This window comes from Kordiimonas laminariae (genome assembly GCF_023008165.1).
Classification (GTDB): domain Bacteria; phylum Pseudomonadota; class Alphaproteobacteria; order Sphingomonadales; family Kordiimonadaceae; genus Kordiimonas; species Kordiimonas laminariae.
Genome location: NZ_JAKQZA010000006.1, coordinates 144,648 through 170,937, shown reverse-complemented (window position 1 = coordinate 170,937; position 26,290 = coordinate 144,648). Strand labels below are relative to the sequence as shown.

Below are 26,290 nucleotides of genomic sequence, written 5' to 3'. Positions count from 1 at the left end.
GCTTGAAGTATTTAGGGGACACGTCATGCTAAACTTTCCAAAATGGAAAGTGCTGATGATTTTGGCTGTAGTATTCCTGGGCATTCTTACCTCTGTTCCGAACTTTCTTTCGGAAGAGCAGCGAGCAAGCTTGCCAGACTATATGCCCTCGAAAGCACTAAGCCTTGGCCTTGATCTAAGAGGCGGGGTTTATATTCTTTTTGAAGCGAAGACCGAAGATGTTGTGAAAGCAAGGCTTACAAAGCTTGCTGATGAAGTGCGTGCGGTTCGTTCTGCCGAGCGAGGACTTTCCTTCCGTCGGATTAAAACCAACAATAACTCAGTGGTTTTTGATGTTGCTAACGATGATATGATCGAATTGGCAAAACAGAAACTACGCCCACTTACGCAAGCGCAAATTGGTACCAGCCCTCTTGGTGGTGGCGTTCAAGAAGTAACCATGGAAAATGATGGCGCTTCTTTCCGTCTTACACTTACCGAGCAAGGTGTTATTGCACAGCAGCGTGACGCAATCGCACGCTCTATAGAGGTAATTCGCAAGCGTGTTGACCCGGAAGGCGTAAAGGAGATCACCCTGAAGCCACAAGGTAATAACCGTATTATTCTTGAAGTGCCAGGGGCTGATGATCCTAAGGCGATCATTGATCTGGTTGGTAAAACAGCCAAACTGTCCTTCCATGATGTGGCGACAAATATTTCCGCTACAGATATTGAAGCTGGACGTATTCGATCAAATCAGAAGATTTTGCCGATGAAAGATGGCGGTTCTATCGTAGTGTTTGAGCGCGAAATTGTTGCTGGTGATGATCTTACCAATGCAGCTCCAGCGTTTGATGATCGTGGGCAGCCGGCAGTTTCATTTGCTTTTAATACATCCGGTTCAAAACGTTTCGCCAAGCACACGCAGGATAACATTGGTCGTCCTTTTGCAATTGTGCTTGATGACTTGGTAATTAGTGCTCCACGTATTGTAAGCCCAATTCTGGGTGGTTCTGGCCAAATTACCAATATGGGTGATATTACTGCTGCTCAGGAATTAGCGACGCTTCTGAAATCCGGTGCACTGCCTGTGAAATTGCAGGTGGAGCGGCAGAAGACTGTCGGTGCTGATATTGGTGCTGATGGTGTTGCTGCCGGTAAGCTTGCTTCTATGATTGGTTTCATTGCAGTTATCGTTTACATGGTAGTGAGCTATGGTCGTTTTGGTCTTGCAGCTAATGTGGCGCTGATCACTAACCTTATCCTTATTATGGGTGCACTTAGTCTGTTTCAGGCAACACTTACATTGCCTGGTATTGCAGGTATTGTACTGACAATTGGTATGGCGGTGGATGCGAACGTGCTTGTGTTCGAGCGTATCCGGGAAGAGCAAACTATGGGCAAGAACCCTTTCCAATCCATGGAGCAGGGGTATGGCCAGGCGTTCTCTACTATTATTGATGCAAACATCACCACGTTTATTGCAGCTGCGGTTCTTTACCTTCTCGGTTCAGGGCCTGTGCAAGGCTTCGCGGTAACACTGGCTGTAGGTATTCTTACATCCATGTTTACGGCGATTGTTCTTACTCGCTTTATTCTATCGCTCTGGCTTAAGCGCACGCGCCCAGCCAGATTGCCAATATAAGGAGGGGACTGATGAATTTACGTCTCGTTCCAGATAACACGAACATTAAATTTCTGGGAATGCGTAAGGTTGCACTCGCCTTCTCAATGGTAATGATCCTTGCTTCTGCATTACTATTTTTCACACGTGGCCTGAACTACGGAATTGATTTCCAGGGTGGTGTTGACCTGCTGGTTCAATCCCAAGAAGGTAATGCGGATATTCCAAAGATTCGTTCAACACTTTCTAGCCTTGGCCTTGGTGATATCAAGGTAAAGGAATTTGGTGATCCAACAGATGCAATGATCAGTATTGTTCGCCAGCCAGGCGGTTCTGAAGCGCAAAATAATGCGTTGAACCTTGTACGTGATACACTTTCAAAAGAGATCCCAACGCTTAAGATGGGTGAAGCTGATGTTATTGGCCCAAGTGTTTCCGGTGAATTGAAACAAAAAGGCACGATCGCGGTAACGATCGCTGTTCTTATGGTTCTGATTTACATCTGGTTCCGTTTTGAATGGCAATTTGGCCTTGGTGCTGTAATTGCGCTTGTTCACGACGTACTGCTGACAATTGGTTTCTTCTCTATCACACAGCTTGAATTTAACCTTTCTATTATCGCGGCGCTTCTAACTATTGTTGGTTACAGCTTGAACGATACAGTTGTAGTTTATGACCGCGTGCGTGAGAACATTCGTAAGTTCCGCAAGAGAGAACTTGAAGATGTTATTGATATGTCGCTCAACCAAACACTGGCTCGTACGATCATGACAAGTGTGACAACGCTTCTTGCATTGTTTGCTCTGTTCTTCTTCGGTGGGCCATCTATTAGCGGTTTCACTGCAGCGATGATCTGGGGCGTGTTTGTAGGTACATACAGCTCTGTATTCGTAGCTTCACCAATGCTGGTATTCCTTAAAGTGCGTAGTGAAACGTTGATCCATGACGATGATGATAATGACCCAACGGTTGATAAGTCTCGTCCAAGCCCATTTGAACAATTCTAGTTAAAGGAAAAGGCGTGGTTGATAAGTTTCAATCCGGTGGTGTTCATATGGAACTACAAGGAGAGGAAGACCTTCTCCTTGTAGATGGTTATGGAGATGGCGGCTTTCGCTTACAAGGCGTTAAGGTGGCCGGCAGTGTTGTTGTGCTCGAGGACGGTTTTCATCCTGTAAAGGCAACATCTTTGCTTGATCTGGCGGAAGATGATTTTGTTTCAGTTCTTGCCGCACCGAATAAACCAGAATTTATTCTTATTGGTACAGGGGAGCGAATGAATTTGCTTCCCGCTACTCTGCGGAAATATCTTGAGGAAAAAGGGTATCCATACGAACTGATGGATACTGGCGCTGCTGCTCGTACATTCAATGTTCTACGGATGGAAGATAGGCGTGTAGCTGCGCTTTTATTGGCTGTTAGCTGATAAAAGCCTGTTAAATGGCTATTTACCGCAAGTATCACACTGTTTATCGCTATTCAGTGTGATATTTTTTTGCGTGGGTGCAAGGTAAATTCACAAAGCCGTGATGCTGAATAACGAAATAAGCGAGGCAGCGGTTTGACAGCATATGGAGGTTTGAAGTGGTTAAGAATTTTACACGAAAAGCTGGTTTGATCGCAGGCTTGACAGTGTCTGCCCTTGCTCTTGCATCAACAGCAGGTGCAGCTGGTATCTATTACGGTGATGATGACAATAAAAAGGTCAAAGAAGAAAAGGCTGAAAAAAAAGCTAAGCATAAAAAGACCATTAAAATCATCCAGACTGGGCGTCCGGTTGTCGTAGATACGGACAGTGATATTCATGTGGTGGTTGAACGGAAATCGCCAAACATTCAAGTGCGCCGCTGGGTAAGTAACCCACAGGAAAAGAAAGAAGCACTTGAAAAGCTTGAAAAGTCTATTGCCAAGGTTGAGAAACGCCTTGAGAAAACTAAAAGCAAAGCTGAACGCGAAGCACTTGAGCAGGCCCTTGAGGGATTGATGACTGCAAAAGAAGCGATGGTTGAAGAGCATGTGCAGAATGTTTTCACAAGCCGTCACCGCATTGAAATTGAACGTGCACATACAGAAGCTCTCCATGAGGCTTTGAGCGATTTGCATGAGCAGGAAGGTGATCTTTCTGAAATGCGTATTGAGGTGATTGAAGATATCAATGAAGCGCGTGAAGAATTGGCAGAAGCACTTGAAGAGCTTGATATTGAACTTGATATTCAAACTGACGGAGAGATTAGGGCAATTCGCCTTCGTGCTCTGAAGGATGCTGAGCGTGAGCTTGAGGATATTGAAAAGCACCAATTGAAAGCTATCAAGCAGGCGGAAAAAGAATTAGCAAAGACCCGAGCACGACTAGAGAAAGAACTCGCTGAAAAAGAAAAGCGGAAACAGAAGCAAAAGAACAAAGATAAATAAGTTCTTGGCATCAAATTTTAAAAAGCGCTCTATTGGAGCGCTTTTCATTTTCTAAGTAATTAGTTTAGTGTGTAATTGTCTCTTGTAATTTATGTAATTGTGTAGCATTATCGGCTTGTAAACGCACTCACATGGGGAAATACCGTGCGCACGATTGGTAAAATTGCTATCGCGTCCAGCCTGCTGTTCACAGCGGGAACTTCCCTTACTGCGTCTCAAGATCAAGATGTTTTGTTTGATACAACAAGCTTTGTTCTTTCCGAATCAAACCGTTTAGCGGCGGAGCGTAAAGCGGCTAAATCTGAATGCTCTGCATCTGAAGAACATCTTCAGGAACGTCTTGTTGAGCTTACTGAGCAATATACCTTTAACATGCAGCGTATTGATGCGATTACCAGCAAGATTGGTGATGTTCAGGCTGTTGAAAGTGTTCGTAATGAACTTGTTAAAGCTGAAATGCAGTTAGCAAACATTCAAAAAGCTCGTATGGACACTGCCTATAAACTTGCAGCGCTGCGCCAACAGTCAAAGAGTGCGGTTCAGGAAGTACGGTCTGATTTCGATATGGCAATTATGCAGCAGGTTGAAGCCGCGCTTGCAATCGCCGATGCCGCCTTGCGCGCGGCTAAGTAATTTCACAAAAACTAGTATTACTGCCTGCTTAACAGGTGCAGTGTATCTGTATCTTTGGATCAGATAAGGTAATATAATTTCAAAAAATAAATAAAATCATTCCTATCGTTGCTCTTTGGGTTTGCATAGCTTAGAGAGAACACGTAGGAAGTAATCCTGAATTTGCCTTAGGGCTACAATGTTAATTGAGTGCACCATGACTAAAGAAGAGTTTTATCGTACCCGCCGCTTGCCGCCTTATTTGTTTGCAGAAATTAATGCAATGAAAGCAGAGGCTCGAGCCCGTGGTGAGGATATTATTGATCTTGGGATGGGAAATCCCGATTTGCCAACCCCTCAACATATCGTGGAAAAGCTTAAGGAGACAGTGGATGATAAATCTACACACCGTTATTCAATGTCCAAAGGTATCCCCGGCTTAAGAAAAGCTCACGCGGCATATTATAAACGCCGATTTGGTGTTGATATCGATCCTGATAGCGAAAATATTGTAACACTAGGCTCGAAAGAGGGGCTTGCGAACCTTGCTCAGGCAATTACTGCGCCGGGAGATGTGATTCTTTCGCCAAATCCAAGTTATCCAATCCACCCATATGGTTTTATGATTGCTGGTGCTTCTATCCGCCATATGCCGCTTGGGCCAGATCTGGATTTTATGACAGAACTCAAACATGCAGTTCAGCACAGTGTGCCTACACCAAGTGCTGTTATTCTCTGCTATCCTTCAAACCCGACGGCAGAAGTTGTTGATTTAGATTTCTACAAGGAAGTAGTTGATTTCTGTAAAGAAAAAGGAATCTGGATACTTTCCGATTTAGCCTATTCAGAAATCTACTTTGATGATGATAATCCTCCGCCGTCCATTCTGCAGGTGGAAGGCGCTAAGGATATTGCAGTTGAATTTACAAGCTTGTCGAAAACATATTCGATGGCCGGTTGGCGCGTAGGTTTTGCGGCAGGTAATAAGAAGCTGATTGAGGCGCTTACTCGTGTGAAAAGCTATCTGGATTATGGTGCTTTCACACCTATTCAGGTGGCAGCCGTTGCCGCACTGAATGGCCCGCAGGATTGTGTTGAAGAATATCGTCAAATCTATAAAGCCCGCCGAGATACATTGATTTCAGGTTTAGCAGCAGCAGGTTGGGACGTGCCAAGCCCAAAGGCGACAATGTTTGCATGGGCACCGCTTCCTGAGGACTTTAGAGAGATGGGTTCAATGGAATTTGCCAAGTTATTGATGCAACATGCAAAAGTGGCCGTATCACCAGGCGTTGGTTTTGGTGAATATGGTGAAGGTTATGTACGTATTGGTCTTGTTGAAAACGAGCAACGCATTCGGCAGGCTATCCGAAATATCAAGAAATTTATGACAGATAAAGACATGCACCTTGAGGCATGGCGAAAACGTAACAACAGTAAATCAAAGTAAAATTGGAAAGTTCAATGAGTTCATCATCTAAGGAGCCTCTTAAGGTAGGCATAGCTGGTCTGGGTACAGTTGGTGTTGGGGTTATCAAAATTATGGAAACCCATAATGCCATGTTAACCGCACGGGGTGGACGAACGATTGAAATTTCTGCTGTTTCTGCAAGAGACAGAGGTCGCGAACGTGGCGTTGATTTAGCTCCTTATGCTTGGTGCGATAATCCAGTTGAGCTGGCAAGCCGAGATGATGTTGATCTTATTATCGAACTTATCGGCGGTAGCGATGGCCCGGCCTACGCCCTTGCAAAGGAAACACTTTCTCGCGGTAAAAGCTTTGTAACAGCTAATAAAGCGCTGATTGCATGTCACGGGAAAGAACTGGCCGGCCTTGCTGAAGCAAGTGGTGCTTCGCTTCGTTATGAAGCTGCTGTTGCTGGTGGCATTCCTGTTATCAAAGCTCTCGCTGAAGGCTTAGTGGGGAATGATGTGTCGGGCCTTTATGGTATTTTAAACGGTACATGTAACTATATTCTCACTCGCATGGAACGTGAGGGGCTTGATTTCGCTGAAGTGCTTGAAGATGCGCAGCGTCTTGGTTACGCAGAAGCTGATCCTACCTTTGATATTGACGGTATTGATACAGCTCATAAAACAGCAATTCTTGCAGCGCTCGCGTTTGGTACTGCGCCTGATATGGATAACTTACCAACTGAAGGCATCCGTAATATCGCTCCTGTTGATATTGATTATGCCAAGGAGCTTGGTTACCGAATCAAATTGCTTGGCGTTGCCCGCCGCACCGATGATGGTATTGAAACGCGAGTTCATCCAGCTATGGTTTCTCTTTCGGCTCCTCTTGCGAAAGTGATGGATGCAATCAATGCTGTGGTTATCAACGGCGATTTCGTGGGACAGACCGTTTATGAAGGCGCCGGAGCCGGCGAGGGGCCTACGGCGTCATCTGTTGTAGCAGACATAATTGATATTGCTCGCGGGAATACATACGCACCGCTCGGCATACCAGTTTCCGACCTGCAGGAACTACCTGCGATTCCTGCGGAAAAACACTTAGGTACATATTATATCCGGCTCCGTGTGGAAGATCGTCCTGGTGTGATGGCTGATATCACTTCTGTACTTGCTGAAAAGAATGTTTCTATTAAGAGCATGCTACAACGCGGAAAATGTGATGATGGCGGTGTTTATATCGTTCTTACTACGCATGAGACCGTTGAAGCCTGTATTGCAAAAACACTCAACCATTTCACAAATCTTGAATGTGTGCTAGAGACCCCCACAATGCTACGAATTGAAGCCTGATGTGGGAGCTTGATACATGTCATCAGAAGAGAACCTAAGCCGCCTGTTTGTACTGGAAATGGTACGTGTGACGGAAGCAGCTGCAATTGCTGCAAGCCGTCTTACCGGCCACGGTGATGAAAAAGCCGCTGACGCAGCTGCGGTTGAGGCGATGCGCCTTGCGTTCAATGAACTACCGATCGACGGAACGGTTGTAATTGGTGAAGGTGAACGCGACGAAGCACCAATGCTGTATATTGGTGAAAAAGTGGGTTCTGGTGGCCCGAAAGTGGATATCGCGCTTGACCCGCTTGAAGGTACAACAATCTGTGCAAAGGCTGGCCCAAACTCTCTTGCGGTTCTTGCTGTATCCGTTGATGGTGGCCTTCTAAACGCTCCTGATGTGTATATGGATAAAATTGCCGTTGGTGGCGGTCTTCCTGAAGGCGTGATCGATCTTGATAAATCACCAACAGAGAATGTGAAGGCTGTTGCTGAAGCTAAAGGCAAGCCCATACACCATGTAACTGTGTGTGTGCTGGATCGCCCACGCCATGCTGAACTTATTGCTGAGCTGCGTGAGCTGGGTTGCCCAGTTATCCTTATTGGTGATGGTGATGTTGCTGGTGTTATCGCTACAACTGATCCGAAAACTGGTATTGATATGTATATGGGTTCCGGTGGTGCTCCAGAAGGCGTTCTGGCATCTGCAGCGCTTCGCTGTACAGGTGGTCAGATGCAGGGTCGTTTGTTGTTCCGCAATGATGATGAACGCGCTCGTGCGAAAAAATGGGGTATCGAAGACCTTGACCGTAAATACAGCATGATGGAAATGGCACCGGGCGATGTTATCTTTGCCGCAACCGGTGTTACAGATGGTTCCATGCTTGAAGGTGTTCATTATACACCAGAAGGTATCACAACTGAAACCATCACAATGCGTTCTAAAACAAAAACCATCCGCCGTGTGCACACGCTTCACGGCAAGAAATAAGGATCGGCGCTTTGGCGTCTACAGTTGAACAAGATATGACGGCGGACCCTCTTTTGGGGGTGCGCCGTTCTGCTTTGGGGCAAATGTGGGAACAGCGCTCCTTTGTAAACCGGGAAGCAGAAGCAATTGCTGACAGGCTTGGTGTGCCGCCCATTGTGGGCCAGCTTATTTCAGCACGTGGTATTTCTATTGAAGATGCTTCTACCTTTTATAATCCCTCCCTTAAGGAATGTATGCCTGATCCATCGAGCTTGCTGGATATGGAAAAAGGTGCACGTCGTATTGTGCGAGCGCTGGAGCAAGGCGAGGAAATTGCCATCTTTGGCGATTATGATGTGGACGGGGCCACTTCAAGCGCGGTTTTGTACCGTTTTCTAACCACAATTGGTGCCAGGGTACGCATTTATATCCCTGACCGTATGACAGAGGGGTATGGCCCTAACACCGACGCGCTTTTAGGCCTCAGAAAGGCCGGAGTAGATGTTGTCATTACCGTCGACTGCGGAATTCTTTCTTATGACCCTCTGAGAGCCGCAAAGGACGCTGGGCTTGATGTTATCATAGTAGATCACCATAAAGCGGAACCTGAGCTTCCTGAGGCAGTAGCAGCTATCAATCCTAACAGGCTTGATGATGAAAGTGGGCAGGGGCAGCTCGCTGCTGTTGGAGTAGCATTTTTACTTGTTGTTGAGATTAACAGGCTACTTCGGGATGCGGGCTATTATACGAGTGATCGCAGAGCGCCTGATTTGCGCCTTTTGCTTGATCTGGTGGCTCTGGGTACGGTGGCAGATGTGGTGCCCCTCACAGGCGCTAACAGGGCCTTTGTGAAGCAAGGCCTGAAGATTATGGCCCAGCGACGCAATGCGGGTATTACAGCGCTATCGGACGTTGGTCGGGTGAGCGAAGCTCCAAATGCTTATCACGCAGGCTTTATATTGGGGCCAAGGGTGAATGCAGGTGGTCGAGTAGGGGAATCTCACCTAGGCGCCAAGCTGTTGACCTCCGACAGTTCGACTGAGGCGATACAAATCGCTGAAAGACTGGACAAATATAACGAGGAACGTCGCCACATCGAAGCCGAGGTGCTGGAAGCTGCACTTACCCAAGTAGAAGAAAGTATAGGCATCGGGGGCAGCCCTGATACGGTTGTTATTGCAGCTGGTGATGGCTGGCATGCGGGCGTGATTGGCATTGTGGCCAGCCGATTGAAGGATAAGTACGGCTTGCCAACATTGGTGATTGGATTTGAAGGTGATGAAGGTAAGGGTTCAGCCCGTTCAATCTCTGGTGTTGATCTGGGTGCAGCTGTTATAGAAGCTGTACAGCAGGGCTTGCTGATAAAAGGTGGCGGTCATGCTATGGCTGCTGGGCTTAGTATTGCTAAAGGGCAGCTTGAGGAATTTTCCGAATTTCTCCGAGACCACTTGCGCAAACAGGTGAAGTTGGCGAAGCAGAATCGTTCTTTAAAGGTTGATGGTGTTATCGCACTAAGTGGTGCGACCCCGGATTTGATTGATCAAATCGAGCAGGTAGGGCCGTTCGGGGCAGGCAACCCAGGTCCGCGTTTTGTGATTCCCGAGGTTGATCTGATAAAAGCAGACAGAGTTGGGCAAAATCATCTGCGCTGTATCTTTAAATCCCGTGATGGTAAATCTATTAAAGCTATGGCCTTTAGAATGGCGGATGAACCCATGGGAGAAATGCTGCAAACAGGCACTGGCAGGCGCTTTCACATTGCAGGCAAACTCAAGAAAGATACATGGGGAGGAACACCCAAAGCTGAAATCATGCTTGATGACGTTGCAATAATTGGCCCTGTTTAAGAAATATGTAAAAAAGTGGTTGACCGCGACGGGCTGGGTGAGTATCTAACCCCCCGTCAGACAGACTTTTGGTCCCTTCGTCTAGTGGCCTAGGACGCTGCCCTTTCACGGCGGAAACACGGGTTCGAGTCCCGTAGGGATCACCAAAGTCTTTGACCTGATTGCTTGAATGGTCCCTTCGTCTAGTGGCCTAGGACGCTGCCCTTTCACGGCGGAAACACGGGTTCGAGTCCCGTAGGGATCACCAAGCAATGGTCTTAAGTTTGAATATACTGGCATGGTCCCTTCGTCTAGTGGCCTAGGACGCTGCCCTTTCACGGCGGAAACACGGGTTCGAGTCCCGTAGGGATCACCAGCCAAACTGAAAAGCACCGCAGCCTTATGGCGCGGTGCTTTTTTGTTGTTTACGCTACGTATGAGCGTGTTACGCTTATAATGTGGCCCTCGGACTAGGTCGCAAATTTTTCGTGGCGGAAACACGGTCTCGATTCTCTTAGGATCATCAAGTCAAAGCTAAGTAGCTAATATTTTCAAGAGAGTTAGAAGATTTCTAGTAGTTTCATAGTACCTCTCTAAACTACCTTGGAAAAAGTCATTGTTGTATGGAAATCTGCGTTGTTGGCTGTTTTTCTTTTGTAAGACAGCCTTTCTCAGTGAAGCTAAAAGAAGGTTGTCTGGCTCGAACAAAACCTCCAAAATGTACGTTCTAAATTGAAAGATGGTGCTGGCGCTAAAAGTTCAGGTGTGTACTTTTTTGAAAGATCGTGGGAATCTCAACTATACAGTTATTTGGGCGCTAAAGACGGCAGATTACAGTTAGTCATCTTAGAGCAAGAAGTTATAGATGTAGATACACTTAGAATCGAGCTTTGTTAGGAGCAATTTTGATTTTGGTGTTTTTAGTTTCTGATATGATTATAAAGGTTTTATAGTTGAAGCTAGAGTATATGGGTGGCTAAAAAAGAAGGCAGCTCTTAAATCATTTCTGCCAACCACAATAAACCACTGGCAATTGTAAATAGGATACCATTGTATAGAGCATGAAGTAATGCAGTGCTTACAAAGCCGCCTCTGATTCCTGCGCGTTGCTTATTAATTAAATACACCCAGCCCAATACATAACCAAACCCCGCAAAGGGAAGCATTTCAATAAACATATAAATTGATATTTTTGTGTTGATGAAATGAACATAGCTAAATACTAGAGCAGAAATTGATACCGATATCTTGTCAGATAATTTCCAGCTTTTAGCAATCGTTATCACCAGCAATTGATATATAAATGTTTCAATAATAGGTGCTATAATAACCGCTAGTATTAAAACACTCCAACCAACTGATAAATCAACTTCCCGACCAGAAGATTGTAAACCAAGTACATCTAGTGTGGTATTGAATACTACCATCACTACAGCTAAAATTGTCGCTAATTTAATCGTATTTTTGTATGGTGGTGCGATTAACAGTTTAGAAATATTTTTGATTTGCATAATCCCTCTCTGAGTATTGTGGGGTACAAGGTGCACCCCACTTGGGTTCTAACCTCTTACTTTGGCATCAAATTCATGCCATGGTCTGTGTGGCTCTAGCCTACCCAAAGCTTCAATAAAGTCTGCACCTCTTGATATAACTTGTTCTACAAGAAAGCCCTCAAGCGCACTATATGCTACACTACATAATTTACCCCTAGCACCAGTTACTGAGTCAATTTCATCAAATGTTAATTCTTGAATTTGGCCAGACATAAAATCTCCTATGTAATTTAAGGTATAATTTAGCAATTATTGCGATAGAAAGTTGAGGTCGGTAATTAATGGAGTCAATGATTTTTGTTCATCATTGTATAGTAATTATAAAATTCGAAGGGGCGGTAAATTGTGTGCATTGAGCATAAAAAAGTCCATTGGGCACCTTTCAAATTGATCAATGGTTTACAGTTGCGGGAGTGTCGTATTCGTAGTTTGTGGGGATGACACTAGATTGATCTTGTAATCATCTGGCGCGGTGATTTTTTGTTGTTTACGCTACGTATGAGCGCGTTACGCTTATAATAATGACTGTCTTATTTCTGCCATGTAACTGTCACCTAGGTTCCAAATTTCCTGTTTATTAAGATAAGCAGTTTAAATAGGTAGAGTGATGAAACCAGTTATTCTTGCAGGCCTTTTGGCATTGATTTCTTGTGAGGCAGCAGCGAACAGCGTTGCTGATGTTGCGGCTCCGCATCCTGTTGCGGAGAACACCAGCATCGATTCACTTCGTGTTCTTTCCTATAATGTTCAAGGCTTACCTAATATGCTTAGAGGCGGCAAAGAGCCGTATTTTGAGCGTATTGCAGAAATTCTTCGTGAGCGTCGGGCGGAAGGTACGCAGCCGCATATTGTGTTGCTGCAAGAAGCATTTGTGAATGATGTATCAATCATTGCAGAAAATACTGGCTATAAATATGTGCTTAAAGGACCGGGGCGGAAGGATACTTCAAAGCGCGGTAAAAGCCATTGGTCAACGAACACACGAAAAACCTATACAAGCTTTTCTGATCCTCAGAAGTTGTTGGGCAGTGGCCTTTATATTCTCTCAGATTTCCCGATTATAGAAGCAACACACAAAGCCTTTGATTCAGATATGTGCGCGGGTTTTGATTGCCTTTCGAACAAATCAATCCTGTTGGCTAGGGTTAAAGTACCCGGTGTTGATAGCCCTGTGGATGTTATTAATTCCCACTTCAATTCTCACCGTGCAGCGGTGGCGCCAACAAAAACAAAGACAAAAGCCCATAAGGCGCAAGTGGAAACTTTGCAGTGGTTCCTTGAAAAGACCGATCAGGGAAACTCCCAGATTATTGCAGGCGATTTTAATACGAAATATACACCACGTTACGAATATTTCCGAAATGCGATTAAGGCAGAAGACTCTGCTGAGATCTGTGTACGTGGCACTATGGACTGTGCGCTGAGCGCAGAAACGCGAGTTGAAGAAATTCTCTATAAAACCAATGATAAGCAGTTCTATTATGATGGGGCAGGGATTGGCATGAAGCCAATTTATATTACCCGGAATTTTACCGAACTTCTTGATGGAAAACCACTTTCCGATCACTTAGGATATGAAGTGCACTATAAATTGGGTGCATCAGTTCAAGGTGAGAGGGAAGCTGTATGGAGCCGGTAAGATCAACCCTGTGGCACGTTTGTGTGCTGGTGGTTTTGGTTTTCATAAGTACATCTGCTTATGGGCAGACAGCATCTACCACTATTGGTAAACCTAATTACATAGAATCTGTTGAGCTGGAAACGGAACGAAAAAAAGATCGTTGGGGTGGGCAAATCGGTTTCGGTCTTGGTCTGGCTCCGCAGTTTATTGGCTCAAGCAGATATGATGTTCAAGCAACATTAGATATTAATGTAACCTGGAATGATACGGTTTTTATCGAAGGTGACAGGGCAGGTGTTGCGCTCTATAAAAGCCGCTTTCTAAGGGCTGGGCCTATTGCTCGTTGGAATTTGGGGCGCGCTAATGATCTGGTTGCTGATATTAATTCTGGCGAAACACTGGATACATTTGAATTAGGTGCTTTCGCAGGGACCTCATTTTATAAATTGTTCCTAAGTGCAGAAGCCTATTGGGGAGTAAGCGGTGCACACCGTGGTTCCAATATCGAAGCCGAAATGGGATATACATTCGAGCTGAATTCAGGTTTGAGGGTTACTCCTATTGTGGGTGCGAACTGGGGTTCCCAGAAATTTAATCAGGTGTTTTTTGGTGTTGAGGAAGATAGTGTTCTTTTCGAACCGTTCCGAGCGAAAGCCGGTATATACGAACTGTATGCTGAAGCCGCCGTTGAACAACGACTAGGGAAAAACTGGCTTATTAAAGGTACCGTGCGCCTGTCTGATCTTAAAAACAGTGCAGCGGACAGCACAATCACCCGCAGTGAAGTTGGTGAACGTGTACAATTTTCCTCCTTCTTTGGTGTTGTTTGGCTCTTTTAACACTTCTCCATTGTCTGACTTCTTAAAATCTGGCACCAATTACAATAAGTTAATTGTGCCAGCTACTCGGGGGAGCCAGAAATGGAACTGCGCAACACGAACCTTCTGAAAAATGAAGCTTATATTGGCGGTGAGTGGGTTTCTTCACCGGATACCTTTGATGTATTCAATCCTGCCACGGGGGAAAAGCTTGCTACTCTTCCTAGCCTTGGCAGAGAAGAAACAAAATCTGCAATTGATGCCGCTGAAGAAGCAATGAAGGGCTGGGCCGCACGAACAGCAAAAGAACGCGCAGCTATTCTGCGTCGTTGGTATGAGCTCATCATGGCAAATCAAGCTGACCTGGCGCAAATACTGACAGCAGAGATGGGCAAACCCCTTGCTGAAGCGACAGGCGAAATTGCTTACGGTGCCAGTTTTATTGAATGGTTCGCCGAAGAAGGTAAGCGAGTGTATGGGGATGTTATCCCTCAGCATAATTCAAGCAGTCGTATTGTGGTGCTGAAGCAGCCAATCGGCGTTGTGGGTGCCATCACCCCTTGGAATTTCCCGAACGCTATGATTACCCGTAAAGTAGGCCCAGCGCTTGCCGTTGGATGCGGCGTTGTTGTGAAACCTGCTTCAGAAACACCGCTTTCAGCACTTGCTCTAGCGGTGCTCGGTGAAGAGGCTGGATTGCCGAAAGGTATCATGAGTGTGGTAACAGGTACGGACGCACGAGCGATTGGTGCCGAGCTCTGTGAAAATCAAACAGTGCGTAAAATTACCTTTACGGGCTCAACTGGTGTTGGCCGTATTCTGATGCGCCAATGTGCAGATGATATTAAGAAGATATCGCTGGAACTTGGTGGGAATGCACCATTCATTGTGTTTGATGACGCAGATATAGATGCAGCGATTGACGGTGCAATTGCTTCTAAATACCGAAATAGCGGCCAAACCTGTGTGTGTGCAAACCGCATTTATGTACAATCTGGCGTATATGAGGAGTTCCTTGAAAAATACACTAAAGCTGTTGCTGAAATGAAAGTAGGTAACGGTATGGAAGCTGGTGTCGTACAAGGACCACTCATCAGTGAAAGCGCCGTTGAAAAGGTTGAAGAGCATATTGAAGATGCTGTCTCCAAGGGCGCTGAAGTTGTATTAGGCGGCAGACGGCATGCTTCAGGCCGAACTTTTTTTGAACCAACAATTCTTCGTGGTGTAACCAGAGAAATGAAGGTGGCCAGAGAAGAAACCTTTGGCCCACTGGCGCCAATATTTAAATTTGATGATGAAACAGATGTTATTGCTCAAGCCAATGATACGGAGTTTGGTCTAGCCTCATACTTTTATGCCAATAATCTCTCTCGTGTTTGGAGAGTGGCGGAAGCGCTTGAATATGGTATGGTAGGTATCAACACGGGCATTCTTTCAACAGAGGTTGCGCCGTTTGGTGGGGTTAAACAGTCCGGCCTTGGTCGTGAAGGCTCAAAGTACGGTATCGAAGATTATATTGAAATGAAGTATCTCTGCATGTCAGGGATTTAATTCAGGTAGGTTTATGCGCGTTCGCGACAGCATTCATGAAGATCAGCTGCCACATAGCTATTTCACTGCGACATGTAATGATCTTGATGTCTTTAGAAGGCTAGAAGGCAATGTTCGCGCTGAAGTGTGTGTTATTGGTGGTGGTTTCACCGGTGTTGCAACTGCGCTAGCGTTAGCGGAACGGGGTAAGAATGTTGTCCTTGTAGAGCAAAACTATATTGGCTGGGGGGCAAGTGGACGTAGTGTTGGCATAATACAGGGTACATATGGCCCAGCCGCACTTGATTACCCTAAATATAGTGAATTTTGGGAAGATGTTGCTCCAGCCGTATGGGCGCTTGGTCGTGAAGGTTTGAATTATGTCAAAGATACTATCCGCAAGTACGGCATAGAATGTGCGCCGCAAGGCGGAGTTGTTGAACTGTATCAGTCAGACAAACACGTTGAGCAATTACAGCAATCTATTGAGGTGATGGCAAAGCATGGTCTTCATAACCATGCGGAATTGTTAGGTGAGGATATGATTGCCCAGGCAGGCGGTATTCAAACCGCTGTTGCCGGGTATGCTCATAAAAACTGGTTTAGCTGTCATCCTATGAACTTGATCAGGGGAGAAGCCCGAGCTGCCGAAAACCAGGGTGTAAAAATATTCGAAGATGCACGGGTACAGCACATCGACCGCGGTGAAAAACTTGTAGTTGATACCGGTTATGGCCGTGTAACCGCTGACAAAGTTATTCTTGCTGGAAACGCTTACCTTGGGGATCTGGTACCAGAGCTTGTAAAATCCGTTAAGCCTGTAGGCCGATATGTAATAGCAACTGAACAGCTCGGTGAAGGCCGACTGCCTGATATTTTTAAATATGCTTCTTCACTTTCTTTCTGCGGCGATAATACGGAAATCATATCAAAGAGTGCCGATAATCGCCTTCTTTTTGCAGGAGGAGATATGGTGGTAGGTTCTCATCCATCCAGTATTAGAGAGCATCTTCAACCAAAACTTACTCATTATTTTCCTGATCTGTCAGGCGTGAAGGTCGAGTTTGAATGGGGTGGGTATTATGGAGCTGGAACACAGCCTTTCCCACAGTTAGGGAAGGTAAGTGACAATATTCTTTTTGCCCATGCATATGAAGGGCAAGGCATTGCATCAGCCCACGTAATTGCTGAATTGATCGCTGAGGCGGTAACGGGAGAAAGTGATCGATTTGAAACATTGTCAAATTCTGTGAATGGTAAAAATTCTGGTTGGCAATCGGTGCGAGAGACCTTATCTGCCATAGGGACAGCAGTGAATATATTTAAACGATAAGAAAAGTTCACACCTTATGGTTAAAGACGCAGTTAATAAGATTATGCCAGCTTCCCGCATTGGCAGGATAATAGTTGGGGTATTATGTATCCTCGGCGGGTTTCTAGGGTTTTTACCTGTACTTGGCTTCTGGATGATCCCTGTGGGGCTGATTATCCTCTCCGTTGATTTCCCTTTTGTTCGCCGTTTCCGCCGCAAGCAGGAAGTTAAGCTTGGTCGCTGGTGGCAGGAACGTAAAAAGAAAAAAGAAAGATAAACCGGTATGTTTTCTTACGATATGGTTCAGAGTGCTGCGGAGCAACTTAAAGGTGTTGCTGTCAGGACACCTCTTATTGAAAGTCCGCTACTGAATGAACGCGTTGGTGGGCGTGTATTCCTGAAGTGTGAAAACCTGCAACATACGGGTTCTTTTAAGTTTCGCGGGGCCTATAATCGTCTCTCAAGGTTATCTGATGATGAAAAAGCGGCAGGTGTGCTTGCATTCTCCAGCGGTAACCACGCTCAAGGTATTGCTCGTGCAGCACAAATGCTGGGTATCAAGGCAACGATCATTATGCCTGCAGATGCTCCGCAGTTGAAGGTAGACGGCACGCGAGGATATGGTGCTGAAGTGGTATTCTATGATCGGTATAATGAGGACCGTGAGGAAGTTGCTAAACGCGCGGCAGGGGATAGTGGTGCAGTTATCGTACCTCCGTACAATAATGAATATATTATGGCCGGGCAGGGGACTGTAGGGCTTGAAATTGCTGAAGACCTGAAAGCACTAGGGGCTACACCGGATCAAGTGCTGGTGAATTGTGGTGGAGGCGGTTTATGCTCGGGTACATTCACATCTCTTTATAAGGCTTTCCCAAAGCTTGATGGATATGCTGTTGAGCCAAATGAATTTGATGATGTTATGCGATCCCTTGAATGTGGCGAGATTCAAACGGTTGATTTTGGTGCACGTTCTATATGTGATGCGCTCCTCACGCCAAGTGCAGGAAGCCTGACTTTCCCTGTTTTGAAAGGCCTTGGGATTAAAGGACTAACGGTTACTGATGATGAGGCTAAGGCTGCTGTTGGTTATGCAGCTCGAACACTTAAAATCGTGGGGGAACCGGGTGGTGTGGTTTCTCTCGCTGCGGTGCTGGCAGGTAAGCTTGATGCGAAGGATAAAACCACCGTTTGTGTGATCAGTGGAGGGAATATTGACCCTGCAATGTTAATCGAATGCTTGGCGCATTAACACTTGGCGGCGAAACTTTGTTTCGCTATATATTAGTTAGAAAAAAATAATTCTAACTCCTGGAGTGGGAAAAATGGAAATCAAAGATCAGGAAGATACATATACGGGTTTTTTGAAAATCGGTGTCCGTGCGACCGTAGCTATCTTGGCTGTTGTAGCTTTTCTGGCAATGTTTGTTGCATAAGCACAAAACAGTATTTGCCAAAACAAAAAGCGGCGTGTGAGGCGCCGCTTTTTTTGTATCTAAATCACTGCAGAGATTTAGTGGTGTGGGAATGATCCCAGTTCGTATTTACCTTCAACAAGGTTACCAAACAACTCACTTACATCCGGGTGGTTAACCGGTTCATCTGAATCGTCCGCAAGCAAATTTTGTTGAGAAACATAAGCCTCATAGCTTGTTTCCTCGTTTTCAGCGAAAATATGGTAGAAAGGTTGATCTTTCGCCGGGCGAATTTCCGCAGGGATAGATTCCCACCATTCCTCAGAATTAGAAAACTCTGGATCCACATCAAATATTACACCACGAAACGAGAACACCCGATGTTTCACCACCTGGCCAATCGTGAATATAGGATCTTTTGTAATATTTAACGGTTCTTGCATGGAAAACTCCTTTACTCACGCGTCAAATAATCACCACTGACAGTTTTGTCAAGATAACCACTGAGCGCTCTAGTGCATCACAATAGCGCTAAAGGGGTTGGCAAACTCTTAAGGAAGGCAGATAAATATTTGATAGGGGCTGAACTTTTGAAAGTTCGCTAGAGGTCAGGGGATTACAAATGATACAAAAATCTATCTCAACTATTGCACTTGTGCTTGCTCTTGCAGCCTGTGATGCAGGTAACCAAACCAACAAAAATGAAACGACTCAAGCCGCGCCGGAGATGTCTGAAGTAAATCAGAATGCCGCGATTATGGAGTTTTTCGATGAAGTTATGGCAGAGCGCCTTGCTCTAAACCCGCTTCAGGCAGAACGTTTAGGTGATAAATCAAACAATGATAAGTGGCCGGAAGTCACAGATGCTGCCGCTGAAAAGATGCTGGCTCTTTATAAGGAGCAGTTAGCTGCTCTTAGAACGTTTGACTTTAATGCGCTGGATGCAAAGACACAGCTATCTTACCGTATTTTTGAAATTACTGCAGAACGTTTCCTTGCGAACCATCAGTGGCGTCATCACGGATATCCGGTAAACCAGATGTTCGGGTGGCAAACTACAGTACCATCACATTTGATGACTGTTCACAGCGTTTCCAATAAAGCTGATGCTGAAGCTTATGTTAAGCGTCTTGAGCGGGTTGAAACATTCCTTGGGCAAGTAGCTGCAGATATGAAAGTGCGAGCTAATATGGGAGTGATGGCACCCCAGTTCGTTTACCCGTACGTTATTACAGCTTCCGAAAATCTCTTTAAGGGCGCACCATTTGAGGAAGGTGAGGATGGTATTATCCTCGCGAACTTTAAGCGCAAAGTTGGAACTTTGAACTTGCCTGATGGTGAAGAGGCGGAGCTTGTTGAAGCTGCGACCGCTGCCCTACTGGGTGGTTTTAAAAGTGGCTATGATATGTTGATTGCTGAATTAAAGCGTGAACAAGGGATAGCGACTACTGACGATGGTGCCTGGAAGTTCCCGGACGGTGAAGCCTTCTATGCGCAAGCGCTGAAGAATAACACTACGACTGATATGTCTGCGGATGAAATTCATCAACTAGGTCTCGATAATGTTGAACGTATCCACGGTGCTATGAAAGAGATCATGAAGCAGGTGGAGTTTGAAGGCAGCTTGCAGGACTTCTTTGCCTTTACGCGTGATGACCCTCGTTTTTATTATGAAAATACAGACGCAGGCAAAGAAGAATATATCGCAAAAGCCAACGAATATGTTGATGCAATGCGCACTAAGGTGCCTGAGTATTTTGATCTAATGCCTAAAGCACCAATGGAAGTACGTGCGGTAGAAAAATTCCGTGAAAATTCCGCTGGTAAGGCTTTTTATCAACGCTCAGCACCTGATGGTTCACGCCCTGGTATTTTCTATGCGAACCTCCGTGATACGCGCCTGATGCCAACATATCAGCTTGAAGCACTTGCCTATCATGAAGGTATTCCTGGGCACCACTTCCAGATTGCAATTTCGCAGGAGCTTGATGGTGTACCGCTCTTCCAGCGTACAGCACGTTTCACTGCTTTCTCTGAAGGATGGGGGTTATATACCGAAGAACTGGGTAAGGATATGGGGTTCTATTCAGACCCATACTCTGATTTTGGTCGTCTGGCGATGGAACTGTGGCGCGCGTGTCGTTTGGTGGTAGATACAGGCCTTCACCATAAGAAATGGACACGTGAGCAGGCAATTCAGTATCTGAGTGATAATACACCAAATCCTCTTGGTGATAACATTGCAGCAATTGAGCGTTACATAGTTATGCCAGGGCAGGCGACTGCCTATATGGTTGGCAAGCTTAAAATCATGGAACTGCGTGAGAAAGCCAGAGCAGAGCTTGGCGATAAATTTGATTGGCGTGGTTTCCATTCGGTTGTGCTTGCAAATGGTGCCGTACCGCTCTCGATACTTGAAGAAAATGTGAATGCCTGGGTTGCTAAGTTGAAGGGCTAAAGGCCGAAAGAATTGATACAGTAGCGAAGTAAAGCCTTTGCTACTGTATTTTTTTTGTCATGAAACCTACATGGCACTGCAGCAACCAGCTGTTAAAAATTCAGTATGACAAATGTGAATTTAGAAAATGTAGGTGGTTATATGAACCAGTTAGTAAATCATGATGGTCTGACAAGACTTGTAAAACTAGAGCTGAACAGGCTCGTTCCTTCCTCTCGTGAAGAAGCATCACGGGCAATGTATGGACGTGTTGGCGCTTATGATAAAAGCGGTGCAGCCATTGAAGCAGGTATCAATAGTTATTTTTCAGGGCGCAAGATTGCTAACTAACTTTGCGTATCCTTAAATAAAAAGCCCCAAGCATATGATGCTTGAGGCTTTTTTTGTATCTTATTCGCTTGGCTGTAGAAGCTTGTGCAAGTGTACAATAACGTATTTGGTCATTGCGTCGTCCACATTTGCCTGGCTGACACTGCGCCAAGCTGCTTCTGCTTCCTGATACGAAGGATAGATGCCTACGATATCAAGCTTTTGGATATCTGCGAAAGTAAGCTCTTGTGGGTTTTTTACCTGACCGCCAAAAACAAGGTGAAGAAGCTGTTCGTCCGCCATAGTCTCTTTCCATATTAAAATGTGATTGTGTGCGCGGCGATTATTTATCAAACTTATTTGAAAACACCACCTTTTTCTCAGGAGACTTGTATGACTGGCTCGCAATCTAATGCCGTATTGCTAACAATCATGGGTAAAGACAGGGTTGGAATCGTTTCCGCTGTTACCAGTTATCTATTTGATACTGGGGCAAATTTGGCAGATTCTGCCTTTGCTGTGCTGGGCGAAGGGTTTGAATTTTCATGTGTGGCAGAACTTGAAGGCGCTACAGAGGCTAGGGAACTTGAAGAAGGTCTTGCTGCCCTAGATTTACTTAAGGGTGCGAGAATCACTGCTTGTGCATTCCCATTTGAATTAATGAGAGATGATAGAGGGACAGTTAGCCATACGGTGGAAATCACTGGAGGTGATAGGCCGGGCCTTGTTGCGCGGATCAGTGAAGTGCTCGTCAATCATGGAGCCAATATTGTTCGGATGAACAGTCGCCGTATTTCAACAAATCATGGCGCTGACTATAGAACCCGTTTTGCAGTTAATATTGCTGATGAAGATTTAAAGCTTTTGGAAGCGGCTTTGTTTAACACCGCAGGGAGCATGCGCCTCGACCTTACAGTCGAGGCTGTGTGATTTAAGAAGTTGAAGCTGCCTCGGCTTCAGCTGCTGCTTCAGCCGCGCGTCTGTACAGCCATGCAATCAAGCCGTCAATACCGTCGCGTTTAATCTTTGATGAAAACACGTCGCGGTTTGTGATCATCAGATTGATACCTTCAAATTCCAAATTCACAATATGGAACTGACCGTTTTTCTTGCGCACACGCCAGTTAGCAAGAATAGCAGCGCCTTCATCACGCAGAATTTCTGTGCGTACGTAGAGGTGGCCACGCTTACCGGATGCTGGCTTGGTACCTACTACATCGAGGTTTTTGAAGCCGATTTCAGACATGTTGCTGTCAAATTCAGCCAGAATATAATCCCGCATTGCTGCCATATATTGTGTACGCTGATCCGAGGTTAGGGAGCGGTAATGACGACCAAGCATGCCGCGGGCAAGAAGGTTGATATCTGTTGCTTCCGCAAAGATAGCTTTGAACGCTGTATCACGTTCCATTTCGTTCATCTTCGCGTCACTCCAAACAGCAACTGTTTCAGAAGATAGTCTTTCGATGAATTCAATAGCACCTTTTGGATCATCTACTGCCTTGTCTTGGGCAGCAACAATATTTAGAGGTGCAAACAGGAAAAGCACACATGCGGCAATCAATTTCTTCATCATAGTATCCTCACTCTTTCCCGAGTATTATTCTGTTTTTGCTGTGGACTGTCGTAAAAAGGCTATCAAATCTTTGCGATCTTGCTCTTTACGAATGCCTGCGAAGGCCATTTTATTACCCGGCAGGAAAGCATTTGGTTTAGTTAGCCATTCATTGATTGTGCTTTCTGTCCACACAATATCTGTATCCACCATGGCTTTTGAATATTTATAATTTTCAGCCGAACCTGCTTTACGGCCAAATAGTTCGTCTAGGTTAGGACCAAGTCGCGTACGCTTAGCTGGTGTAAGGTTATGACAAGCTTTGCAACGATTAAAGACACGCTTGCCTTTTGCTGCATCACCAAGGCTTGAAAGGCTAGTATCTGTTGCATCAACCGCGTTTACGACTGTTCCTGAAAATGTCGTCATCAGCGCAAGCGTACAAACTTTCAACAGCATCGGCATAAAACTTATAGTCCTTCTAAACAAATTGGCGGGCCTGAGCCCGCCATATCATGGTTTTCTATACTTAATGTAGCATGAACAATTTGCAATCAACTTTTATAGTTAACGGCAGGTTCCTGCGGTATTAGCCTTCGTATGGTCTGATTTCGCCTGATTTAATACGAGCGAAATAATCAGTCAGCATACCTTTAACTTCCTTGCGTAGAAGGAATAGGCCAAGGATGTTCGGAACACCCATTGCAAGAAGAAGGGCATCTGCAATATCCATAACTGCACCGAGAGACATAGCAGAGCCAACGATTAGCGAGCTCAAGTACGCAAGCTTAAACAACAGGTCAGCCATTGGTTTATCACCTACGAGCCATAGGAATGAACGCTGGCCATAGTAGAACCAAGTGATTGATGTTGAGAATGCAAACATAATCACGGCAATGGTTAGAACGTATGGGAACCAATCAATCACAGAAGCAAATGCTTTTGAGGTCAGGGCGATACCAGCAGCTGTACCTGAAGCTGACGAATCTACAGAACCTGTGATGATGATAACAAGCGCTGTAATGGTGCAGATCACCACTGTATCAATAAACGGCTCAAGAAGGGCAACAAGACCTTCCGCCACTGGTTCTTTTGTTTTCGCAGCAGCGTGTGCGATGGATGCTGAACCAAGACCAGCTTCGTTAGAGAATGATGCACGGCGTAAACCTTGAATAAGCACGCCTAGGATACCACCTTGAATACCATCTGCTGTAAATGCGCCGGCAAATATCTGGCCGAATGCATCTGGAAGAGCTGAGATGTTACCGAAGATAATGATAAGGGAAGCACTTACGTAAATGATCGCCATAACAGGTACCAGGAACTCAGTTACGTGAGTAATTTTCTTAATGCCGCCGATAATCACCAGACCTACAACAGAAGCGAATACGATACCGAAGATCCAGCCTTTACCGTAGAAGAAGCTTTCCGTACCGCCTGTAAGCGCTGATACTTCATTGGTGAACTGCATAGCAGACTGGTTTACCTGGAACATAGCGCCAGCACCGAAAGCACCGCCGATACAAATCATCGCAGCAGCTACAGCAAGTACTTTACCAAGGCCAGCCATGCCCATGTTTGCAAGACCTTTGCTCAGGTAGTGCATAGGACCGCCAGAAACTACACCGTTTTCATCAATTTCACGGTATTTCACGCCAAGTGTACATTCCACGAATTTGGATGTCATACCGAAGAGGCCTGCAAGGATCATCCAGAAGGTAGCACCAGCACCACCAACAGAAACCGCAATCGCAACACCAGCGATATTACCCAAGCCTACCGTACCGGAAACCGCAGCGGAAAGAGCTTGGAAGTGTGTTACTTCACCCGGGTCTTCAGGGTCATCATATGTACCTTTTACTATCCGCATTGATTGCTTGAAGCCGCGAATGTTTGGGAAACCCATGTAAAATGTGAAGAAAATACCACCACCAAGAAGCCAAACCACGATTAGTGGCAGACCAGGTGCACCATCATAGAGCCAGTCCATTGGCACAGCATAAAATACAATACCGGAGATAAATTCGCTGACAGGTGTCATGAAATCATTAATCACTTCTGAGAAAGTTTTCTCAGAATCTTGTGCAAGAGCAGCTTGCGTGGCGAAGCACACAGAGGCCAATACAGCCAGAAGGCGTTTCATGGAGACTCCCCAAGTTCTTGTTTTATCAGCAAAACTAGCTGAATGATTATCGTTTTCTTTAGCCAGAGCTTGCCCCCACTCTGGTCAAAATTCCACGCATGCTAGCCATAAAAAGTGAAATCCTCAATGGAAACATGTGGTATGCTCCAGAAAACTTGATCGAACAGCTAAAATGCTGGAAGATTTTTAACGACCGATTAACCAGTTTCTCCTAGCGTAGGAAGGTGAGACTAATTGTGAGATTTTACCTTGGCTGAGAAAACAACCCTATCTAGTGCTGATGTTGCAAAACTTCTGCAGGATCCAAGTGGCGAAAACAGAGCTGTCGCAGCTTCCAAAGTTGCCTCCACTTTTAGTGCCGATTCCTTATCCGATAAAGAACGTGAAATTGCCGAAAGTATTTTCCGTCATATGCTTAAGGATGCGGAAGTAAGGGTAAGACAGGCTTTATCTGAAAGCCTGAAAGAAAACCCTGAAGTTCCCCATGATGTTGCGAGTGCACTTGCCAAAGATGTTGATGAAGTGGCGATGCCGCTGATTGAAAGCTCGGTGGTTCTTACAGATGCCGATTTAATAGAGCTTGTTAAAACACGTGGCTCTGATGTTCAGAAGGCAGTTGCTGGCCGAGATGATGTTTCAGAGAATTTATCTGATGTTATTGCAGAAGAGGGTAGCGAAGAAGCAGTTGCGGCACTTGTGGGCAATGATAGTGCAGCTATCAGTGATGCTACCTTTGGCAAAGTCTTGGATAAACACGGGGATAGCGAACTGGTGCAGGGGCCAATGGCTAACCGTCAGGAACTACCAGTTGCTGTAGCTGAACGTTTGGTTACGCTCGTATCAGAGCAACTTAAAGACCATATTCTTACGCACCATGAAGTATCGCCCGGCATGGCAAGTGATCTGCTTCTTGAAAGCCGAGAGAAAGCAACAGTTTCACTACTAGACGGTGACGAAAACACCGTACAGGCTTTGGTGGACCAGCTTCATGCGAATGGTCGCCTTACGCCAACACTTATGCTGCGAGCGCTTGTCATGGGGGATGTCACCTTCTTCGAAGTTGCACTTGCTAAGCGCGTGAATATCCCAGTGGTGAATGCATATAAGCTTGTACACGATAAGGGAGGTATGGGGCTTCAACGTTTGTTCGAGGCTGCAAAGATGCCGCCTCAGTTATTGTTGGTAGCTCGTTCAGCGCTTGATTTGTTTGATGAGATGCTGGAAACAGCTGGTGATGATCAGGATATGTTCAAACAGTTGATGATTGAACGGGTTCTAACCGCGGTGGAAGATGAAATTGACACAGATAACCTTGATTATCTGATTGGTAAGCTTCACGGCGTGCAAGCTGATAATCACGTTGGTTAAGCTGCTTAGCAGAGATAGATTGTAAAGAGCGCTTTTA

At 45.5% G+C, this 26,290-nt stretch carries 27 protein-coding genes and 3 tRNA genes; 23 read left to right on the top strand and 7 right to left on the bottom strand.

Features of this window, described 5'->3' with window-relative positions; translation table 11 throughout:
* The first annotated feature begins 25 nt into the window (after window positions 1-25).
* The 12 genes from secD (at window position 26) to MF542_RS13770 (ending at window position 10,547) form a co-directional block, all read left to right on the top strand.
* Entirely contained in the window at window positions 26-1,624 is a 1,599-nt protein-coding gene (gene secD, locus MF542_RS13825) for a protein translocase subunit SecD (protein ID WP_247020463.1), read from the top strand.
* Window positions 1,625-1,635: 11 nt separating this feature from the next.
* Complete coding sequence (secF, locus tag MF542_RS13820) at window positions 1,636-2,610, top strand: protein translocase subunit SecF (RefSeq protein ID WP_247020461.1); 975 nt, start codon at window positions 1,636-1,638, stop codon at window positions 2,608-2,610.
* A 14-nt stretch (window positions 2,611-2,624) separates the two neighbouring features.
* On the top strand, window positions 2,625-3,029 hold the full coding sequence (locus MF542_RS13815) for an Mth938-like domain-containing protein (RefSeq protein WP_247020459.1): 405 nt from the start codon (window positions 2,625-2,627) through the stop codon (window positions 3,027-3,029).
* 158 nt (window positions 3,030-3,187) lie between these two features.
* A complete protein-coding gene (locus MF542_RS13810; protein ID WP_247020457.1) occupies window positions 3,188-4,015 on the top strand; it encodes a hypothetical protein in 828 nt (275 codons plus the stop codon).
* Between the two features lie 144 nt (window positions 4,016-4,159).
* A complete protein-coding gene (locus tag MF542_RS13805) occupies window positions 4,160-4,648 on the top strand; it encodes a hypothetical protein (protein ID WP_247020455.1) in 489 nt (162 codons plus the stop codon).
* Window positions 4,649-4,844: 196 nt separating this feature from the next.
* Window positions 4,845-6,077 carry an LL-diaminopimelate aminotransferase gene (locus MF542_RS13800; RefSeq protein WP_247020453.1) on the top strand — a complete coding sequence of 411 codons (1,233 nt, stop codon included), beginning with the start codon at window positions 4,845-4,847 and terminating at the stop codon, window positions 6,075-6,077.
* Window positions 6,078-6,091: 14 nt separating this feature from the next.
* Entirely contained in the window at window positions 6,092-7,393 is a 1,302-nt protein-coding gene (locus MF542_RS13795) for a homoserine dehydrogenase (protein ID WP_247020451.1), read from the top strand.
* 16 nt (window positions 7,394-7,409) lie between these two features.
* Window positions 7,410-8,366: a class II fructose-bisphosphatase gene (glpX, locus tag MF542_RS13790; protein ID WP_247020449.1), complete on the top strand. Its 957-nt coding sequence runs from the start codon at window positions 7,410-7,412 to the stop codon at window positions 8,364-8,366.
* An 11-nt stretch (window positions 8,367-8,377) separates the two neighbouring features.
* Window positions 8,378-10,192, top strand: a complete 1,815-nt coding sequence (recJ, locus tag MF542_RS13785; protein WP_247020447.1) for a single-stranded-DNA-specific exonuclease RecJ — start codon at window positions 8,378-8,380, stop codon at window positions 10,190-10,192.
* A gap of 70 nt (window positions 10,193-10,262) precedes the next feature.
* Window positions 10,263-10,338, top strand: a tRNA-Glu gene (locus MF542_RS13780).
* Between the two features lie 25 nt (window positions 10,339-10,363).
* Window positions 10,364-10,439, top strand: a tRNA-Glu gene (locus MF542_RS13775).
* Between the two features lie 32 nt (window positions 10,440-10,471).
* Window positions 10,472-10,547 (top strand) — tRNA-Glu (locus MF542_RS13770).
* 619 nt (window positions 10,548-11,166) lie between these two features.
* Here MF542_RS13770 and MF542_RS13765 read toward each other — a convergent pair.
* The gene (locus tag MF542_RS13765) at window positions 11,167-11,682 is read right to left on the bottom strand and encodes a CPBP family intramembrane glutamic endopeptidase (protein WP_247020445.1); all 516 of its coding nucleotides are present in this window, start codon (window positions 11,680-11,682) and stop codon (window positions 11,167-11,169) included.
* A 48-nt stretch (window positions 11,683-11,730) separates the two neighbouring features.
* Entirely contained in the window at window positions 11,731-11,937 is a 207-nt protein-coding gene (locus MF542_RS13760; RefSeq protein ID WP_247020443.1) for a hypothetical protein, read from the bottom strand.
* Window positions 11,938-12,331: 394 nt separating this feature from the next.
* On the opposite strand from MF542_RS13760, the gene MF542_RS13755 reads away from it, so the two are divergent.
* The 7 genes from MF542_RS13755 (at window position 12,332) to MF542_RS13725 (ending at window position 18,441) form a co-directional block, all read left to right on the top strand.
* Complete coding sequence (locus MF542_RS13755) at window positions 12,332-13,363, top strand: endonuclease/exonuclease/phosphatase family protein (protein WP_247020441.1); 1,032 nt, start codon at window positions 12,332-12,334, stop codon at window positions 13,361-13,363.
* Complete coding sequence (locus tag MF542_RS13750) at window positions 13,351-14,184, top strand: MipA/OmpV family protein (protein WP_247020440.1); 834 nt, start codon at window positions 13,351-13,353, stop codon at window positions 14,182-14,184. The genes MF542_RS13755 and MF542_RS13750 overlap by 13 nt, the downstream gene beginning before the upstream one ends.
* An 81-nt stretch (window positions 14,185-14,265) precedes the next feature.
* Window positions 14,266-15,714: an NAD-dependent succinate-semialdehyde dehydrogenase gene (locus MF542_RS13745; protein ID WP_247020438.1), complete on the top strand. Its 1,449-nt coding sequence runs from the start codon at window positions 14,266-14,268 to the stop codon at window positions 15,712-15,714.
* A 13-nt stretch (window positions 15,715-15,727) separates the two neighbouring features.
* Window positions 15,728-17,026, top strand: coding sequence for an NAD(P)/FAD-dependent oxidoreductase (locus MF542_RS13740; protein WP_247020436.1), 1,299 nt, complete (start codon window positions 15,728-15,730; stop codon window positions 17,024-17,026).
* 16 nt (window positions 17,027-17,042) lie between these two features.
* Complete coding sequence (locus MF542_RS13735; RefSeq protein ID WP_247020434.1) at window positions 17,043-17,282, top strand: hypothetical protein; 240 nt, start codon at window positions 17,043-17,045, stop codon at window positions 17,280-17,282.
* 6 nt (window positions 17,283-17,288) lie between these two features.
* Window positions 17,289-18,257, top strand: a complete 969-nt coding sequence (locus tag MF542_RS13730) for a threonine ammonia-lyase (protein ID WP_247020432.1) — start codon at window positions 17,289-17,291, stop codon at window positions 18,255-18,257.
* Between the two features lie 73 nt (window positions 18,258-18,330).
* Window positions 18,331-18,441, top strand: a complete 111-nt coding sequence (locus MF542_RS13725) for an aa3-type cytochrome c oxidase subunit IV (protein ID WP_247020430.1) — start codon at window positions 18,331-18,333, stop codon at window positions 18,439-18,441.
* A 77-nt stretch (window positions 18,442-18,518) separates the two neighbouring features.
* Here the strand turns inward: MF542_RS13725 and hspQ are convergent, their stop codons facing one another.
* Window positions 18,519-18,863, bottom strand: a complete 345-nt coding sequence (gene hspQ, locus MF542_RS13720) for a heat shock protein HspQ (protein WP_247020428.1) — start codon at window positions 18,861-18,863, stop codon at window positions 18,519-18,521.
* Window positions 18,864-19,042: 179 nt separating this feature from the next.
* On the opposite strand from hspQ, the gene MF542_RS13715 reads away from it, so the two are divergent.
* Together MF542_RS13715 and MF542_RS13710 are read left to right on the top strand one after the other, a co-directional pair.
* On the top strand, window positions 19,043-20,878 hold the full coding sequence (locus MF542_RS13715) for a DUF885 domain-containing protein (RefSeq protein ID WP_247020426.1): 1,836 nt from the start codon (window positions 19,043-19,045) through the stop codon (window positions 20,876-20,878).
* 105 nt (window positions 20,879-20,983) lie between these two features.
* Window positions 20,984-21,208, top strand: coding sequence for a hypothetical protein (locus MF542_RS13710; RefSeq protein WP_247020424.1), 225 nt, complete (start codon window positions 20,984-20,986; stop codon window positions 21,206-21,208).
* A gap of 60 nt (window positions 21,209-21,268) precedes the next feature.
* On the opposite strand, the gene MF542_RS13705 is transcribed toward MF542_RS13710, so the two are convergent.
* Window positions 21,269-21,490: a DUF4170 domain-containing protein gene (locus MF542_RS13705; RefSeq protein ID WP_247020421.1), complete on the bottom strand. Its 222-nt coding sequence runs from the start codon at window positions 21,488-21,490 to the stop codon at window positions 21,269-21,271.
* 90 nt (window positions 21,491-21,580) lie between these two features.
* On the opposite strand from MF542_RS13705, the gene MF542_RS13700 reads away from it, so the two are divergent.
* Window positions 21,581-22,117, top strand: coding sequence for a glycine cleavage system transcriptional repressor (locus MF542_RS13700; RefSeq protein WP_247020419.1), 537 nt, complete (start codon window positions 21,581-21,583; stop codon window positions 22,115-22,117).
* Between the two features lies 1 nt (window position 22,118).
* Here MF542_RS13700 and MF542_RS13695 read toward each other — a convergent pair whose 3' ends face one another.
* From MF542_RS13695 to MF542_RS13685, 3 genes are all read right to left on the bottom strand, one after another.
* Window positions 22,119-22,760 carry an MlaC/ttg2D family ABC transporter substrate-binding protein gene (locus MF542_RS13695; protein ID WP_247020417.1) on the bottom strand — a complete coding sequence of 214 codons (642 nt, stop codon included), beginning with the start codon at window positions 22,758-22,760 and terminating at the stop codon, window positions 22,119-22,121.
* A 27-nt stretch (window positions 22,761-22,787) separates the two neighbouring features.
* On the bottom strand, window positions 22,788-23,207 hold the full coding sequence (locus MF542_RS13690) for a c-type cytochrome (RefSeq protein WP_247020415.1): 420 nt from the start codon (window positions 23,205-23,207) through the stop codon (window positions 22,788-22,790).
* Window positions 23,208-23,331: 124 nt separating this feature from the next.
* On the bottom strand, window positions 23,332-24,885 hold the full coding sequence (locus MF542_RS13685; RefSeq protein WP_247020413.1) for an alanine/glycine:cation symporter family protein: 1,554 nt from the start codon (window positions 24,883-24,885) through the stop codon (window positions 23,332-23,334).
* Window positions 24,886-25,134: 249 nt separating this feature from the next.
* On the opposite strand from MF542_RS13685, the gene spbR reads away from it, so the two are divergent.
* Window positions 25,135-26,253, top strand: a complete 1,119-nt coding sequence (gene spbR, locus MF542_RS13680) for a SpbR family protein (RefSeq protein WP_247020411.1) — start codon at window positions 25,135-25,137, stop codon at window positions 26,251-26,253.
* Window positions 26,254-26,290: the final 37 nt, after the last annotated feature.